This is a genomic window from Bacteroides sp. AR29 (assembly GCF_900217715.1).
GTDB lineage: Bacteria > Bacteroidota > Bacteroidia > Bacteroidales > Bacteroidaceae > Bacteroides > Bacteroides uniformis.
In genome coordinates this window covers 32,132-46,351 of record NZ_OBMS01000022.1, presented here as the reverse complement: position 1 = coordinate 46,351, position 14,220 = coordinate 32,132, and the positions used below count along the sequence as shown (strand labels likewise).

At 48.2% G+C, this 14,220-nt stretch carries 19 protein-coding genes; 11 read left to right on the top strand and 8 right to left on the bottom strand.

The features are described 5' to 3' along the window. The first annotated feature begins 289 nt into the window (after nucleotides 1-289). From CSD97_RS14050 to CSD97_RS14040, 3 genes are read left to right on the top strand one after another with little or no spacing between them, the layout of a single operon-like run. Complete coding sequence (locus CSD97_RS14050) at nucleotides 290-1,918, top strand: pseudouridine synthase (RefSeq protein WP_165853819.1); 1,629 nt, start codon at nucleotides 290-292, stop codon at nucleotides 1,916-1,918. 38 nt (nucleotides 1,919-1,956) lie between these two features. Then, nucleotides 1,957-2,427 carry a GNAT family N-acetyltransferase gene (locus CSD97_RS14045; RefSeq protein ID WP_008663809.1) on the top strand — a complete coding sequence of 157 codons (471 nt, stop codon included), beginning with the start codon at nucleotides 1,957-1,959 and terminating at the stop codon, nucleotides 2,425-2,427. A gap of 12 nt (nucleotides 2,428-2,439) precedes the next feature. Continuing rightward, nucleotides 2,440-2,829, top strand: a complete 390-nt coding sequence (locus CSD97_RS14040) for a VOC family protein (RefSeq protein WP_005826473.1) — start codon at nucleotides 2,440-2,442, stop codon at nucleotides 2,827-2,829. A 4-nt stretch (nucleotides 2,830-2,833) separates the two neighbouring features. On the opposite strand, the gene nfo is transcribed toward CSD97_RS14040, so the two are convergent. Genes nfo through CSD97_RS14025 form a run of 3 tightly spaced genes read right to left on the bottom strand, consistent with a single transcriptional unit; the run spans nucleotide 2,834 to nucleotide 4,539 of the window. Further along, nucleotides 2,834-3,676, bottom strand: a complete 843-nt coding sequence (gene nfo / locus CSD97_RS14035; protein WP_005835868.1) for a deoxyribonuclease IV — start codon at nucleotides 3,674-3,676, stop codon at nucleotides 2,834-2,836. Between the two features lie 4 nt (nucleotides 3,677-3,680). Then, nucleotides 3,681-3,998: an MGMT family protein gene (locus CSD97_RS14030; RefSeq protein WP_005826471.1), complete on the bottom strand. Its 318-nt coding sequence runs from the start codon at nucleotides 3,996-3,998 to the stop codon at nucleotides 3,681-3,683. 58 nt (nucleotides 3,999-4,056) lie between these two features. Further along, the gene (locus CSD97_RS14025) at nucleotides 4,057-4,539 is read right to left on the bottom strand and encodes a PepSY-like domain-containing protein (protein ID WP_005835865.1); all 483 of its coding nucleotides are present in this window, start codon (nucleotides 4,537-4,539) and stop codon (nucleotides 4,057-4,059) included. A 145-nt stretch (nucleotides 4,540-4,684) separates the two neighbouring features. Here CSD97_RS14025 and CSD97_RS14015 point away from each other — a divergent pair, with 145 nt between their 5' ends. From CSD97_RS14015 to CSD97_RS14005, 3 genes are read left to right on the top strand one after another with little or no spacing between them, the layout of a single operon-like run. Then, entirely contained in the window at nucleotides 4,685-5,143 is a 459-nt protein-coding gene (locus CSD97_RS14015; protein ID WP_005835863.1) for a GNAT family N-acetyltransferase, read from the top strand. 36 nt (nucleotides 5,144-5,179) lie between these two features. Then, the gene (locus CSD97_RS14010; RefSeq protein ID WP_005835861.1) at nucleotides 5,180-5,458 is read left to right on the top strand and encodes a zinc ribbon domain-containing protein; all 279 of its coding nucleotides are present in this window, start codon (nucleotides 5,180-5,182) and stop codon (nucleotides 5,456-5,458) included. A 2-nt stretch (nucleotides 5,459-5,460) separates the two neighbouring features. Next, a complete protein-coding gene (locus CSD97_RS14005; protein ID WP_008663812.1) occupies nucleotides 5,461-5,817 on the top strand; it encodes a nitrous oxide-stimulated promoter family protein in 357 nt (118 codons plus the stop codon). Here the strand turns inward: CSD97_RS14005 and CSD97_RS14000 are convergent. From CSD97_RS14000 to CSD97_RS13990, 3 genes are read right to left on the bottom strand one after another with little or no spacing between them, the layout of a single operon-like run. Continuing rightward, entirely contained in the window at nucleotides 5,763-5,969 is a 207-nt protein-coding gene (locus CSD97_RS14000) for a hypothetical protein (RefSeq protein ID WP_005835857.1), read from the bottom strand. The genes CSD97_RS14005 and CSD97_RS14000 overlap by 55 nt on opposite strands. Before the next feature lie 2 nt (nucleotides 5,970-5,971). Continuing rightward, nucleotides 5,972-6,436, bottom strand: coding sequence for a MaoC family dehydratase (locus CSD97_RS13995; RefSeq protein WP_098032589.1), 465 nt, complete (start codon nucleotides 6,434-6,436; stop codon nucleotides 5,972-5,974). Between the two features lie 22 nt (nucleotides 6,437-6,458). Next, entirely contained in the window at nucleotides 6,459-7,205 is a 747-nt protein-coding gene (locus CSD97_RS13990) for an SGNH/GDSL hydrolase family protein (RefSeq protein ID WP_098032588.1), read from the bottom strand. 212 nt (nucleotides 7,206-7,417) lie between these two features. Between CSD97_RS13990 and CSD97_RS13980 the strand changes: the two genes are divergently transcribed. From CSD97_RS13980 to CSD97_RS13960, 5 genes are read left to right on the top strand one after another with little or no spacing between them, the layout of a single operon-like run. After that, nucleotides 7,418-9,289: a PAS domain-containing sensor histidine kinase gene (locus CSD97_RS13980; RefSeq protein ID WP_098032587.1), complete on the top strand. Its 1,872-nt coding sequence runs from the start codon at nucleotides 7,418-7,420 to the stop codon at nucleotides 9,287-9,289. A gap of 23 nt (nucleotides 9,290-9,312) precedes the next feature. Beyond that, nucleotides 9,313-9,723, top strand: coding sequence for a secondary thiamine-phosphate synthase enzyme YjbQ (locus CSD97_RS13975; RefSeq protein WP_005826454.1), 411 nt, complete (start codon nucleotides 9,313-9,315; stop codon nucleotides 9,721-9,723). A 12-nt stretch (nucleotides 9,724-9,735) separates the two neighbouring features. Further along, a complete protein-coding gene (locus CSD97_RS13970; protein ID WP_098032586.1) occupies nucleotides 9,736-10,461 on the top strand; it encodes an SDR family NAD(P)-dependent oxidoreductase in 726 nt (241 codons plus the stop codon). A 42-nt stretch (nucleotides 10,462-10,503) separates the two neighbouring features. Then, nucleotides 10,504-11,484 carry a lytic transglycosylase domain-containing protein gene (locus tag CSD97_RS13965; protein WP_005826452.1) on the top strand — a complete coding sequence of 327 codons (981 nt, stop codon included), beginning with the start codon at nucleotides 10,504-10,506 and terminating at the stop codon, nucleotides 11,482-11,484. Nucleotides 11,485-11,509: 25 nt separating this feature from the next. Further along, a complete protein-coding gene (locus CSD97_RS13960) occupies nucleotides 11,510-12,178 on the top strand; it encodes an MgtC/SapB family protein (RefSeq protein WP_009036622.1) in 669 nt (222 codons plus the stop codon). Nucleotides 12,179-12,184: 6 nt separating this feature from the next. Here the strand turns inward: CSD97_RS13960 and CSD97_RS13955 are convergent, their stop codons facing one another. Both CSD97_RS13955 and CSD97_RS13950 read right to left on the bottom strand, forming a co-directional pair. Next, the gene (locus CSD97_RS13955; RefSeq protein WP_098032585.1) at nucleotides 12,185-12,958 is read right to left on the bottom strand and encodes a TIGR03915 family putative DNA repair protein; all 774 of its coding nucleotides are present in this window, start codon (nucleotides 12,956-12,958) and stop codon (nucleotides 12,185-12,187) included. Next, on the bottom strand, nucleotides 12,955-14,220 hold the full coding sequence (locus CSD97_RS13950; RefSeq protein ID WP_005835844.1) for a putative DNA modification/repair radical SAM protein: 1,266 nt from the start codon (nucleotides 14,218-14,220) through the stop codon (nucleotides 12,955-12,957). The genes CSD97_RS13955 and CSD97_RS13950 overlap by 4 nt, the downstream gene beginning before the upstream one ends.

Sequence of the window (14,220 nt, the reverse complement as noted above, 5' to 3'; positions counted from 1 at the left end):
ATCCGTATTCATACGACGGCATAACATCTAAAGTACACAAAAAGAAGTCTATGGAAGAAGAAAATATCCGAGACAGATTAATAGTCATTTTTTAAGGATAACAGAGTTGCCAATTTATCAAAAACAAAGTTAATTCACACATATATACATATTTGTATAAACGGAGAATAAGTAAAACTTTCCCAAAGATGTTTTTTTCTTCATAAGCGATACAACCTATATACAACGAAATAAAGATTTGCAGTACAAACGGTCTGTTATGAGAGAAATATAGTATCTTTGCAACATGATGTTGCACCGTTTTACTACTTCCATAACCGACATTCCGCTTCCGGAAAGGTTCACCTATCCTTTCTGCTATACTCCGCACCCATTATGTATATTGGCAGCCAAAGAAGTACAAAGCTATCTTACCCGACAAACTGCATGGAAGGACGAACTGCGCCAAGGCAAAATGTTCGGGGTACTGATTGTACAAACCGAGCATGGAGAAACCGGATATTTAGCTGCATTCTCAGGCATATTGGCCGGAAAGAACCTACATCCCTTTTTTGTTCCTCCCGTATATAACTTGCTACAGCCACAAGGCTTTTTCAAGATAGAAGAAGAGAACATCTCTTCCATCAACCGCAACATCCGGCAACTGGAAAATGACAAAGCATATGCCGCCTTATCAGCAGAGCTTGCCCGGACCATTCAGTCAGCAGAAAACATACTGGCAACAGCCAAAGCACAGTTGAAAGAAGCCAAAACAGCCAGAGAACAGCGCAGAAAAGAAAAAGAACTCAATGCGCAGGAAGAAGCCGAACTGATACGGGAAAGCCAGTTCCAAAAGGCAGAATATAAACGCCTGGAACGTTCATGGAAAGCAAGGATTACCACACTGCAAACGCAGACAGAAGACTGGGAAAGACGGATTTCAGCATTGAAGTCTGAACGTAAAACCCGCTCTGCAGCATTGCAGCAAAAGCTATTCGAACAGTTCGGGATGCTGAATTACCGGGGAGAAGTCAAGAATCTCTGTGAGATATTCGGGCAGACCGTGCACAAGACACCTCCTGCCGGCGCAGGTGAATGTGCGGCCCCCAAACTGCTGCAACAAGCTTATCTGCACGGATGGAAACCTATTGCCATGGCCGAGTTCTGGTGGGGTGATTCCCCCAAGACAGAGATACGCCATCACGGCCACTATTATCCGGCTTGCAAAGGAAAGTGCGAACCTATACTGCAACACATGCTGCAAGGTCTACAAGTAGAGGAAAACCCCATGTTGAAAAGAATGCAGGTACCCTCCCAAAATTTGGAGATTGTTTATGAGGACCCATGGCTTTCGGTCATCAACAAACCGGCAGGAATGCTGTCTGTTCCCGGCAAGGAAGATGCAGTCTCCGTCTATAGCCTGATGCGTGAGCAATATCCCGAAGCTGACGGTCCCCTGACGGTGCATCGTCTCGACATGGCCACTTCCGGTTTAATGCTCATTGCCAAGACCAAGCGTGTACACCAGAACCTGCAGGCCCAGTTCAAGAACCGCCTGGTCAGGAAACGTTATGTCGCATTGCTCGAGGGTATTGTCCCAAAGGACAAAGGTACGGTCGACCTCCCGCTTTGCCTGAATCCACTTGACCGCCCACGGCAAATGGTACACACCGAACACGGAAAGCCCGCCATCACCGATTATCAAGTTCTGGAACGTCTGGACGGGAAACGGACCCGTATCGCTTTCTATCCGCGCACGGGAAGAACCCATCAGCTACGTATACATGCAGCACACCCGCTTGGCTTGCACTGCCCCATCATCGGTGATGAACTTTACGGGGAGAAAGCAGACCGGCTTTATCTGCATGCCGAATACTTAGAATTTACCCACCCTATAACGGGAGAAACCGTAAGGATTACCAAAGAAGCTGAATTCTGACTGCCTACTGATTAATAACCAGCAAAGTAATGCAATAAATGATGATACTCCGACCTACCCCACAAGATTATGACGAACTGTTGACCGTCTGGGAAGCCTCTGTCCGCAGCACACACCACTTCCTGGCAGAAAAGGATATACAGTTTTACAAACCACTGATAAGAGAGCAGTACTTTCTTGCCGTAGAGCTTTACATCATCCGCAACGAAAAAGAAGAAATTGCCGCCTTTATGGGACTGAGCGATGAACTCATCGAGATGTTGTTTGTCCGTCCCGACCAACAAGGTAAGGGATACGGAAAACGGCTCATGGAGTACGCCGTCCACCAAAAACACATCCACAAAGTGGATGTAAACGAGCAGAACGGACAAGCTTGCCGATTTTACCAACATATGGGATTCCAAGTGGCCGGCCGGGACGAAACCGACCCGACGGGAAAGCCTTTCCCTATTCTGCACCTGCAATTACCAACCCCACCACAGATTACTCAGATTGAACACAGATTATAATTTAGCAAACTTATGAAGATACATCACATCGCCATCTGGACCTTCCAACTGGAAGAGATGAAAGAGTTCTACACACGTTACTTCAACGGGAGCAGCAATGAAAAGTACATCAACCCCAAAAAAGGATTCGAATCTTATTTCCTTCACTTCGATGAAGGAACGGATTTGGAACTGATGAGCCGTACGGACATACAGAATACCCCTATTGAGGAAAACAGACTGGGACTGACCCACTTTGCCTTTGCCTTCGACAGCCAGGAAGCTGTCCTCCGACAGACAGAACGGCTACGTACAGCGGGATATACCATCGCAGGAGAGCCCCGTACCTCCGGCGACGGATATTTTGAAAGTGTCGTCCTCGACCCGGACGGTAACCGTATAGAATGTGTATTCAGGGCATAGTCTCTCAATCAGAGGAGACAAAGCTTCTCAACAGTTTTATCTCCTCTGCCCAAAGCGATTCATCGGGCGTCTCCAAAATAATAGGTATACCGTCAAAACGCACATCTTGCATAAAGCGCCGGAAGAAATCCATACCTATCAGCCCCTTGCCGATGCTGTCGTGACGGTCTACTCTGGAGCCGAGTGCTTTCTTGGAGTCATTCAGGTGTATACCACGCAGATAGCCGAAACCTACCGCTGTGTCAAACTCCTCAAACACCTTGTCATACTCATTCACTATATCATAGCCTGCTGTATACGTGTGGCAGGTATCAAGGCAAACTCCAACGCGAGACTTGTCATCCACCCGGTCAATGATATGTCCCAGCTGCCAGAACTCATTTCCCACATTGCTACCCTGCCCGGCTGTGTTCTCTATGACAGCCACCACATCGTGCGTCTTGCCCAATATAAGATTAATGGATTCAGCGACCTTGTCCAGACACTCTTCCACGGAAATCTTATTCAGATGGCTGCCCGGATGAAAATTCAGTAACTTCAGCCCTAATTGTTCGCAGCGCTGCATCTCATCCAGAAAAGCGGCACGGCTTTTCTGTAACCCTTCTTCTTCGGGATGCCCTAAATTTATCAGATAACTGTCGTGAGGCAGGATATAGCGGGAATCGAAGCCAAGCTTCCCACAATTTTCCTTAAACACCCTGATACTCTCCTCCGTCAGCGGCCTTGCCACCCACTGACGCTGGTTCTTGGTAAACAAGGCAAAAGCATTTGCCCCTATCTCACTGGCATTGACGGGAGCCGCTTCCACTCCCCCACTGGCCGATACATGTGCACCTATAAATTTCATAATCTTATTGTATTTGCTCTTTCATGAATTCCCACTGGCATTTTTTCATGTCCACACACCCATTCTTTCTGAACGTCACGCCCTCTGCCTCCAGCAAAGCCCGCTGTTCCGCCCAGCACGGTGCCAGCCTGCCCTGGCTGTTCACTACCCGATGGCAGGGCAGACACATGCCGTCGGGCACATCGTGCATAGCATGTCCCACCATGCGCGAACATTGAGGTCTTCCGACAAGATAGGCTATCTGTCCGTACGTCACCACCCGCCCCGGAGGGATTGCGGCCACTACATTATAAACCTCCTGCTGAAAAGTGTCTTTGTCCATAAAAGTCTGGTTTGGGAAGGCAAAGATATGATAAATTCAGCAGGTATGCGAACAGACGTTACAAGAAAGTGGCTGCGCCGAGCGGATTGTATGTATAGGTGACATTACGGGCACGGATGATTTCGCCCGTCGGGGTAAACAATATCTGATATTTCGTCTGGAGATTTGCCATCCCTACCTCTACCGCCACGATGGACTGCCATTTGGGAAACTGTACCCAAGTGACATTCTGCACCATCCCTCCGGAATATTCACTGGCGGCAAAAGCATTGTAAACGGCAGGGGGCACTTCGTCCATTGTCTCCCAGTCCGTCTGTTGCATTACCCATTGCGCCTGCCCGTCAAACCAGACTTTCGTATCAAAACCGTTCATCAGGAAATCTGCCACATAATAAGACTCATCATGCGACCAGGCAACATCATCTGCCGTAGGATACATTTTCTTCAGTGCAGCCTGTACATCAGCAGGTGCCCAATCGGCAGAAGCCGAGACTGATACCATCAGCATCAAAACCAGAAAAGAGAATTTCAACTTACTCATAACTTCATCAGATTATCATGTTATGAGAAGAACGGCGTATGGCAGATTTTGTTCACCGGCAACTCTCAACCATTCAACAGTTAAAAAGAGATATCCATTGTAATTCAATAGAAAATGACTAACTTCACACCAGAAATTCAGAAATATGATAAGAATACATCCCATATCCGGCAACAAAAAGCAATATCTTGACCTGCTGCTGCTTGCCGACGAACAAGAGTCCATGATTGACCGTTATCTGGAACGGGGAGAGATGTTCATCCTATCCGATAATGATACAGTCAAAGCGTCTTGTGTAATCACCTGCGAGGATAAAGGAATCTACGAAATAAAGAGCATAGCTGTCTATCCGGAATACCAGCGCCAGGGATATGGAAGACAACTGATAGCATTCGTTCTTGAACATTATAAAGACCGGTGCCATACTATGCTTGTCGGCACTGGAGACAGTCCGCTAACCATCCCCTTCTATGAAAGCTGCGGATTTGCATACTCACACCGGGTACCCGATTTCTTTATCGATAATTACGACCACCCCATATTTGAAGGAGGCAAGCAACTGAAAGACATGATTTATCTGAAAAGGACGCTTCAACCAAAATAATATTCTATATTTGCATATCACTTAACTCCACACATTATGGAAGCTAAACTTTGCCAAAGCTGCGGAATGCCCTTGTCATCTGCAGAAGTACTCGGAACCAATGCCGACGGTAGCCTCAACGAGGAATATTGCACCTATTGCTACCAGCACGGCAATTTTGCACAAGACTGCACTATGGACGAAATGATAGAACATTGTGCACAGTTCACCGACGAATTCAACAAGGATTCCGGAATGAATTTCACTAAAGAGGAAGCCATTGCCGGTATGAAAGAATTCTTCCCGACCTTGAAACGCTGGCAGTCCAAACAATAAACATGCCATCCCGTATCGAGCAGGAAAAACAGACAGTAGAACGGATGGTCCGCCTCTACTGCCGGAAAAAGGAAGGTAACAAGCAATTGTGTCCCCGATGCGAGGAATTGCTGGGATATGCCCGCATTCGTCTTTCACGCTGTCCTTTCGGTGAGAATAAATCCACCTGCAGGCAATGCAGCATTCACTGCTACAAGCCCGAAATGAAAGAACGGATGCGTGAAGTCATGCGGTATGCCGGACCACGGATGCTGTTGTACCATCCCGTGGCGGCACTCCGCCATTTGTGGCAGGAGTATGTCCATCAGTATTTCACCAAACGTTTCGGAGTCCCGCGCCAGGAACAGCACAAACAATAAACCGTATCCTGGTCGTATCCCTCCAACGAGGAGGTGCCGTCCTTAGGTACAATCTCACCTTTGTCAGAGATGTAGACCGGCAGGCGCTCACCTTGTCCGTTCATCACAAAAAATGCCCCCACCTTGCATTGGGGGCATACCATCTTACGCATAATCAATTGAAATAATACAAAAATATAGTCACCCCTTCCAGTGCCTTCTTCTTTTCACCTTGTATTTCGATGGCAAACTTTATTTCCGCCTTTGCCACACCGCGCAGATTCGACAGAGATTGCAAATGGGCAACCAGTCGGATGCTCTGTCCGGACAATACCGCCTGACCGAACTTCATCTTGTCCATACCATAATTAATCATCATCTTCAGGTTGTTCACTTCAATAATCTGGTTCCACAGATATGGCAACATGGACAAGGTGAGATACCCATGTGCAATAGTGCTCTTAAAAGGACTTTCCACTTTGGCGCGTTCCGTATCGACGTGTATCCACTGATGGTCCAATGTCGCATCAGCAAACAGATTGATACGCTCCTGAGGGAGCTCTACATATTCCGAAACACCGATTTGCTGGCCTACCAGCTTTTCAAAATCCTCGTACGAGTTGATAATCACTTTTTCCATTACTCTCTATTTTATTGATAAATTATAAATTCACGCGCTTTATCCACATATCCGCCATTCGTTTATGCCCTGCAGGAGTAGGATGGATACCGTCCCAAATCCAATAGGTGTCCTGAGAAGCCGGAGCAGTGCCAAGAATTTCATCGAACATCGCATTATAAGGAAGAAATACCGTCTGATAGTCCTTCGCTATCCTCTCTACGATGGCGGCACAGCGACGCACCAGACTATCACGTTCTGCAAAGTCCTCACTCTTACGCATATTGCCGACATTGACAACAAAAGGAGTGCCCAGCACTATCTTCAATTCCGGATTGGCCTGCAAAGAACGGTCAAGCAAGGAACGGTAACATTTCTCCCATCCTTCAAAATCAAAAGGCTCTTTTTTGTCACCCTGCAGATAGTAATGTACATCGTTTGTCCCCACCAAGACGGAAAGCACATCCGGTTTCATTCCAATGACATCCTCTTCCCAGCGTTTCTCCAAATCCCGGAGAGTGTTTCCACTGATGCCACGGTTAAAAAAAGCATATTCCTTTTCCGGGAAATCTCCTTGATAATGACTTGCACACAAATACATATAGCCGCTACCGTAAATATGGTTCATATCCCAAAGGCTTCGTTCCGCAGTCGGTTTGGGCATCCCGCAGGCATTTCCCCAGTTACCGTCCGTGATAGAATCTCCGATAAACAAGACACGCGGGCCGCTTGCATGGAGTAAGAGTGATATGCAGAAAAAAACTATTACAAAGAGTCCAATACGCTTCATGGCATTTTCTTGTTAGAATGTAAAAATTGCAACAAATATACGTCTTATTCCGGCAAGTACAAAAACTCGGGTACCTTTTTCCCATTTCCCAAAAACACATATAACCCTTATTTTTATTTCCGTTCATCACAGATTAATTTGGAAATAATGTATCTTTGTCAATATCTTAATTGTTGTGACAGAACAAAAACATCACTATCAAAGATTCCGGTATGAATTCTAAATTTGATTATGACTTACTGTCAGCAATGATGACCAATGCCAATATGGGATGGTGGGAAGCTGATTTAAAGACCGAAAGCTACATTTGCTCCGAATATATCTCCCGGTTGCTGGGACTGGATGAGGATGGAACCATCAGCTTTAAAGATTTCAACAAACGTATCCTGAAAGAGGAACAACGGCATACTACCACACATTCCTTCGACAATATCCGGCAGACACAAGAGACTGTATATCTGCTCAACACAGTAGAGGGTCCAACGTGGATAAGAAGCAAGATATGCCTGCAGAGAACCGATGAAAACGGTAATGTCAAAGTCTACGGCATTGCCGAAACACAAGACGGTCCCGACATGTCATCGGCATCCCAAGCCTTACAAGAGCGTAACCGTCTCCTCCATAATATTTATAAATATCTTCCGGTAGGAATTGAGCTCTATAACCGAGAGGGAATATTGATAGATATGAATGACAAAGAGCAGGAAATGTTCCATCTCAAACAGAAAGAAGATCTACTTGGAATTAATATTTTCGAGAATCCGATTTTCCCGGAAGAGATGAAAAGCAAGTTAAGAAAACATGAAAATGCAGACTTCACTTTCCGGTATGACTTCTCTAAAATAGGCAATTACTACAAGACACAGAAGAAGACGGGCACCATAGACCTTGTAACCAAAGTCACAAGCCTTTACGACGATAATCACAACCTGACCAACTATCTGCTAATCAACGCAGACAAAACGGAAACGACCGTCGCTTACAACAAAATACAAGAGTTCGAGAGCCACTTTGAGCTTATAGGTGACTATGCCAAAGTGGGATATGCCAATTATGACCTTCTTAATGAGCAAGGCTATGCCCAACGCAGCTGGTACAAGAACTTGGGTGAGAAAACAGAAACACCATTGTCCGAAATCATCGGAACCTACAATCATCTCCACCCAGACGACCGTACTATCATGCTTGACTTCCTACAGAACGTAAAGAGAGGACTGGCACACAAGCTCAGCCGGGAAGTACGTGTTCTTAAAGAAGACGGTTCTTTCATGTGGACCCACGTCAACATCATTGTAGAACGCTACATGCCTGAACAGAACATCATAGAGATTATCTGCATCAATTACGACATCACCCAATTAAAGCAGACGGAGGCAATGCTGATACAAGCCAAGGAAAAGGCCGAAGAGGCAGACCGGCTGAAATCCGCTTTCCTTGCCAATATGAGCCATGAAATCCGCACGCCGCTAAATGCGATTATCGGTTTCTCCAGCCTGCTGCACTACGTGGAAAACGAGCAGGAAAGGGAACAGTACATCTCTTTGATAAACCACAACAACCAACTGTTGCTCAAACTAATCAACGACGTTCTGGACCTTTCCAAGATAGAGGCCGGACACATAGAGCTCCATTCCGAATGGTTCAATCCGGCAGAACTCATCGAGGAAAGTATTACCGAGTACGAACGGAACGTTCCGGCAGGAGTGAAACTCTTTGCCAGGTATCCGGCAGCCCCCGGCCAGATAGAGCACGACCCGATGCGCATCAAACAGATACTGAACAACTTCATATCGAATGCACTGAAAAACACCGTGCAGGGACATATCGAAGTGTACTACGAAACGGACACAGACGGCATAAGAATCAGTGTTTCCGATACTGGATGCGGTATTCCCCCCGACAAACTGGAAATGATATTCGAACGGTTCGAAAAGGTGGACTCTTTTGCCCAAGGTGCCGGATTAGGACTCTCCATCTGCAAATCCATCGTTGAGAAAATGAATGGAGTGATTACCGTAGATTCGACAATGGGAGTGGGAAGCACATTCACCGTGGAACTGCCCTGCCGGACAAAACCATCCTGACAACAAACGAAAAACAATGATTTATGACCGCACAGAAAGAATTTACCCTAACCCCTCGCCGGCGTGGCTTTCACCTGGTGACAGAGGAGATTATACGCAACCTTCCACCGCTTCCGTCTGCCGGAATCCTGCATCTGTTCATCAAGCATACAAGCGCAGGCCTCACCATCAACGAGAATGCAGACCCTGACGTACAGACAGATATGGAAGCCATCTTCAACCGCCTCGTAAAAGAACGGGAACCTTATTACCAACATACATGCGAAGGCGATGACGATATGCCCGCCCATGCCAAGGCAACCCTCAGCGGAACCAGCCTCACCATCCCCATCACCAATGGGCGTCTGAACATAGGTATCTGGCAAGGCATCTATCTCTGCGAGTTCCGCAACCGGGGCGGAGGAAGAAGAATTGTAGCAACCGTCATCGGATAATCCCCTATCATCATGCAGAAAGCCATCATCATCGGTGCCACTTCAGGCATCGGACAAGAAGTAGCCAGGATACTTGTACAACAAGGCTGGCATATAGGCATTGCCGGCAGAAGAGAGGAAGCATTGCATGCCCTGCAAGCCACCGCACCCGACCGGATAGTCACGGAACAGCTGGACGTTACGGAAGAGACAGCGACTCTACACCTCCATAACCTGATAAAAAAGCTGGGAGGCATGGACCTGTTTTTCCTCAGTTCCGGCGTGGGACATCAAAACCGGGACTTACAACCGGACATCGAACTGAACACGGCACGTACCAATGTAGAGGGATTTACCCGCATGGTGACTGCCGCCTTCAACTATTTCAAGGAAAAAGGCTCTGGACATATTGCTGTCATCAGTTCCATTGCAGGCACTAAAGGACTGGGCGTTGCACCGGCCTACTCTGCCACCAAACGCTTCCAGAATACCTACATCGAAGCGCTGGCACAACTTGCCCGGATGCAGCATCTTGATATACACTTCACCGACATCCGTCCGGGATTTGTTGCCACCGATTTATTGAAAAGCGGGAAATACCCGATGCTGATGAAAGCAGACCGTGTAGCACAGCACATAATCAAGGCTTTAAGAGAAAAGAGACGGGTAGTTGTCATTGACGGACGCTACCGGGTACTGGTATTTTTTTGGCGTATGATTCCACGATGGCTATGGGAAAGGTTGCCTATAACGAATTGATTTCGTATCTTCACGTCTCCAAACAGAAATATACATACAGACATGAAGAAAAATTCAAAATATATCGTGCTTACCGCTGCCATTGCACTGTGCGCAGGTTCCAGCCTCCCCTTCCTCGCAGGCAGCAGTACGCTGAATCCCGAACGCGATTCCGTGAAATCCGAAGTTCCCTACTGCGTGACCTCCCCCAGCGTACCGGACAAGATCACTTTTGCCGGACAAGCTATTGACCTGCTTCGCTACGACCACCGCGAACGTATGGACCGCGAACTGATGTCCTTCACCTACATGCACTCCACCACCATGCTCATGGTGAAGCGTGCCAACCGCTACTTCCCCGTCATAGAGCCTATACTAAAAGCCAACGGCCTTCCCGATGACTTCAAGTACCTCGCTGTGATAGAAAGCAACCTGAACCCGCTTGCCAAATCGCCTGCGGGTGCCGCCGGCCTATGGCAGTTCATGCCTGCCACCGGACGCGAATTCGGACTGGAGGTGAACAGCAACATCGACGAACGATACCATATCGAGAAAGAGACCAAAGCAGCCTGCAAGTACCTGAAAGATGCTTATCAGAAATACGGGAACTGGCTGTGCGTAGCCGCCGCCTACAATGCCGGGCAAGGACGCATCTCCACACAGCTGCAGAAGCAAATGGTGGACCAGGCTGTCGACTTATGGCTGGTAGAAGAGACTTCGCGCTACATGTTCCGCCTGCTGGCAGCCAAAGCAGTCATCAGCAATCCACAGCAGTACGGCTTTCTGTTGAAACGGGAACATCTTTATCCGCCCATCCCCTACACGGAAGTGACCGTCACAACGGGCATCGGCAACCTGGCACAGTTTGCCAAAGATAAAGGCATCACCTATGCCCAACTGAAAGATGCCAATCCGTGGCTGCGGGATACCTCGCTGATGAATAAAAGCGGACGTACATACATACTAAAAATACCGACACAAGCCGGAATGCATTACAACCCCAAGAAAACAGTGCCCCACAATAAGAATTGGGTCATCAATTAATAAAAAAGAAAGAGAGGATACGATGATGATGTTAAACTTTGATTTTGTGCTCAGGTTGCTGGTAGCCGGAATATTGGGTGCCATTATCGGACTGGACCGGGAATACCGTGCCAAAGAAGCAGGCTACCGCACCCATTTCCTGGTATCATTGGGAAGCGCGCTCATCATGATTGTATCCCAATATGGTTTTCAGGAAATCATCAAGGAAAGCAGTGTGACGCTGGACCCCAGCCGTGTTGCCGCACAAGTAGTCAGCGGTATCGGATTCATCGGTGCGGGTACCATCATTTTCCAGAAACAGATAGTCAGGGGACTGACAACAGCCGCAGGAATATGGGCTACTGCAGGCATCGGATTGGCAGTAGGTGCAGGAATGTACACCATCAGCATTGCCGCCACCCTGCTGACTCTGGCAGGGCTCGAACTGTTGAGCCTTATTTTCAAAAGCATTGGCATGAAAAGTTCCGTGATAACCTTTTCCACTTCCAGCAAAGAGATACTGCCGCAAGTGTCCCGGCGATTCAACTCCAAAGACTATCTGGTGGTGTCCTACAACCTGGACCGGCAAGTGCAGGGAGAGTACACCAACTATCAAGTGACCATGGTCATCAAATCCAAGAAAAGCTATGATGAGGGATATTTGCTGCAACTGATGCAGGAATTTCCCGAAGTGACAGTGGAGAAAATCGAATAAAGGGAATCACTGCTGTTTTTCCGTCAGATATTTCCAATAGCGCACGGGCATGTCCTGCTTGTGCTTCCGGGGATTGAGGCGTTCCTTGATGCAGATTGCCTTGAAATAGGTTTTCCAGAGAGACTGGAAAAGCTGTTCGTCTCCGTCCATCAGACTTTCGTCGAGCATGCCGGTGACAAGATGTCCTTCGCGACTGTCCTCACCAAAAGTCACCTGGCGCACCTCCTTCAAGTCGTAATAGTACCCATAGGCTCGCCTGATGTCATAAATCAGCCAACGCTGGTCGGCAAAACGGTCCTTGAAATGCCCCGTCACCAAAGGAAGGGCATTCTTTTCGGGCTCGACGGCAGCAAAGAAAGTACCGTCCGCAGCCTTCTGGAAGCGGACAAACTGAAGCAGGCGTATACGCTCCCAATCCACCCGCTTCCACATACGGGAGAACTCCAGCACATCAGGGTCGGCAAAGTTCGTTTCAATGGAGCGAGGAGCATCTATCGCCTTGCGAATATAGCGGAACAGTAGCATGGGAGTTTCCGGTTCCTCTGCCAGCCAGCATTGGGCGAGGCAGGCAAGTGCCGCAGACGACAGCTTCTTCTGCAATCCGCGCCAGACGCGACCGGACTTCTCCTCATCGGTTATCACTGTAAATATTTCATCGTAGAACAATGGTAGAGGCTCTCCCTCCAACAACAGTGCATCGGGGAAAATGCCGCGGGAATAGGCTTCAAAAACAGAAGTCAGCAATCCCTCAAAAGTCTTATCGTATAAAAAGATATTCATTCGCCAAAATCAAGCATCAACTGCCTCTCATCCACTTTTTTCTTGTTCGGTTTGGGCAACAGCAGACTGCGTACCCCTTGCGGAGTCAGCTCATTGACCGTGCGCATCGGCAACTCGCAGCAGGTAATGAAATACTGCGCCTTCTTCATCACCACCCCTATCTTCTTCAACTGGTAGAAACCTATCTTGGAGAAACGTCGGGAAGCCACTATCAGCCGTGCCGACTTCACGCCGATGCCCGGCACGCGGAGCAACATCTCATAATCCACCTTGTTCACATCGACCGGAAACTGCTCGGGATGGCGCAAAGCCCAGGACAGCTTGGGGTCAATCTCCAAATCAAGGTCCGGGTAGGCATCATCCACTATTTCCTCCACCTTGAACTGATAGAAGCGCATCAGCCAGTCAGCTTGGTAAAGGCGGTTTTCGCGCACCAAAGGGGGCTGTTTCAATGCCGGCAGGCGCTTATCGTAGGTATTGACGGAAATATAGCCCGAATAGTAGACACGCCGCATCGTAGGTCCCTTGTAGAGGGCCGACGAAAGATACAGAATATCCTTGTCCGTCTCGGCGGTAGCGCCTACTATCATCTGTGTGCTTTGTCCGGCAGGAGCGAAACGGGGAGCGTAGCGGTGTTTCTTGCGTTCTTCCGAACTTTCAAGGACTCCCTGCTGGATGTAGCGCATAGGCGCATATACACTCTTATGGTCTTTCTCCGGGGCAAGCAGTTTCAGGTTCTCCTCCTTCGGTATCTCGACATTGACGCTGAGACGGTCGGCATAAAGCCCTGCCTCATTCACCAGTTCGCGGCTGGCACCGGGAATGCTTTTCAGATGGATATATCCGTTGAAACGATGGATAGTGCGGAGGTCCTTGGCAACGCGCACCAGACGTTCCATCGTGTAATCGGGATTACGCACCACCCCACTGCTCAGGAAAAGCCCTTCGATATAGTTGCGGCGATAGAACTCCATGGTGAGGTCTACAAGCTCGGTCACCGACAGCGTGGCACGCGGCAGGTCGTTGCTGCGGCGGTTGATGCAGTAGGCGCAGTCGTAGATGCAATAATTGGTAAGCATCACTTTGAGCAGGGAGATACAACGGCCGTCCTCGGCAAAACTATGGCAGATGCCCCAGCCACCCACAGTGTTCCCCAGCATACCTGCCTTGCCGGAGCGCACCGTACCACTGGAGGAGCAAGAGACGTCATACTTTGCCGACTCTGCCAGTATCTTCAGTTTATTGAGAACGTTTTCATCCAT

Coding starts and splice junctions, on each gene's coding strand:
- CSD97_RS14050 (WP_165853819.1), top strand. CDS start 290: ATGTTGCACCGTTTTACTACTTCCATAACCGACATTCCGCTTCCGGAA.
- CSD97_RS14045 (WP_008663809.1), top strand. CDS start 1,957: ATGATGATACTCCGACCTACCCCACAAGATTATGACGAACTGTTGACC.
- CSD97_RS14040 (WP_005826473.1), top strand. CDS start 2,440: ATGAAGATACATCACATCGCCATCTGGACCTTCCAACTGGAAGAGATG.
- nfo (WP_005835868.1), bottom strand. CDS start 3,676: ATGAAATTTATAGGTGCACATGTATCGGCCAGTGGGGGAGTGGAAGCG.
- CSD97_RS14030 (WP_005826471.1), bottom strand. CDS start 3,998: ATGGACAAAGACACTTTTCAGCAGGAGGTTTATAATGTAGTGGCCGCA.
- CSD97_RS14025 (WP_005835865.1), bottom strand. CDS start 4,539: ATGAGTAAGTTGAAATTCTCTTTTCTGGTTTTGATGCTGATGGTATCA.
- CSD97_RS14015 (WP_005835863.1), top strand. CDS start 4,685: ATGATAAGAATACATCCCATATCCGGCAACAAAAAGCAATATCTTGAC.
- CSD97_RS14010 (WP_005835861.1), top strand. CDS start 5,180: ATGGAAGCTAAACTTTGCCAAAGCTGCGGAATGCCCTTGTCATCTGCA.
- CSD97_RS14005 (WP_008663812.1), top strand. CDS start 5,461: ATGCCATCCCGTATCGAGCAGGAAAAACAGACAGTAGAACGGATGGTC.
- CSD97_RS14000 (WP_005835857.1), bottom strand. CDS start 5,969: ATGCGTAAGATGGTATGCCCCCAATGCAAGGTGGGGGCATTTTTTGTG.
- CSD97_RS13995 (WP_098032589.1), bottom strand. CDS start 6,436: ATGGAAAAAGTGATTATCAACTCGTACGAGGATTTTGAAAAGCTGGTA.
- CSD97_RS13990 (WP_098032588.1), bottom strand. CDS start 7,205: ATGAAGCGTATTGGACTCTTTGTAATAGTTTTTTTCTGCATATCACTC.
- CSD97_RS13980 (WP_098032587.1), top strand. CDS start 7,418: ATGAATTCTAAATTTGATTATGACTTACTGTCAGCAATGATGACCAAT.
- CSD97_RS13975 (WP_005826454.1), top strand. CDS start 9,313: ATGACCGCACAGAAAGAATTTACCCTAACCCCTCGCCGGCGTGGCTTT.
- CSD97_RS13970 (WP_098032586.1), top strand. CDS start 9,736: ATGCAGAAAGCCATCATCATCGGTGCCACTTCAGGCATCGGACAAGAA.
- CSD97_RS13965 (WP_005826452.1), top strand. CDS start 10,504: ATGAAGAAAAATTCAAAATATATCGTGCTTACCGCTGCCATTGCACTG.
- CSD97_RS13960 (WP_009036622.1), top strand. CDS start 11,510: ATGATGTTAAACTTTGATTTTGTGCTCAGGTTGCTGGTAGCCGGAATA.
- CSD97_RS13955 (WP_098032585.1), bottom strand. CDS start 12,958: ATGAATATCTTTTTATACGATAAGACTTTTGAGGGATTGCTGACTTCT.
- CSD97_RS13950 (WP_005835844.1), bottom strand. CDS start 14,220: ATGGATGAAAACGTTCTCAATAAACTGAAGATACTGGCAGAGTCGGCA.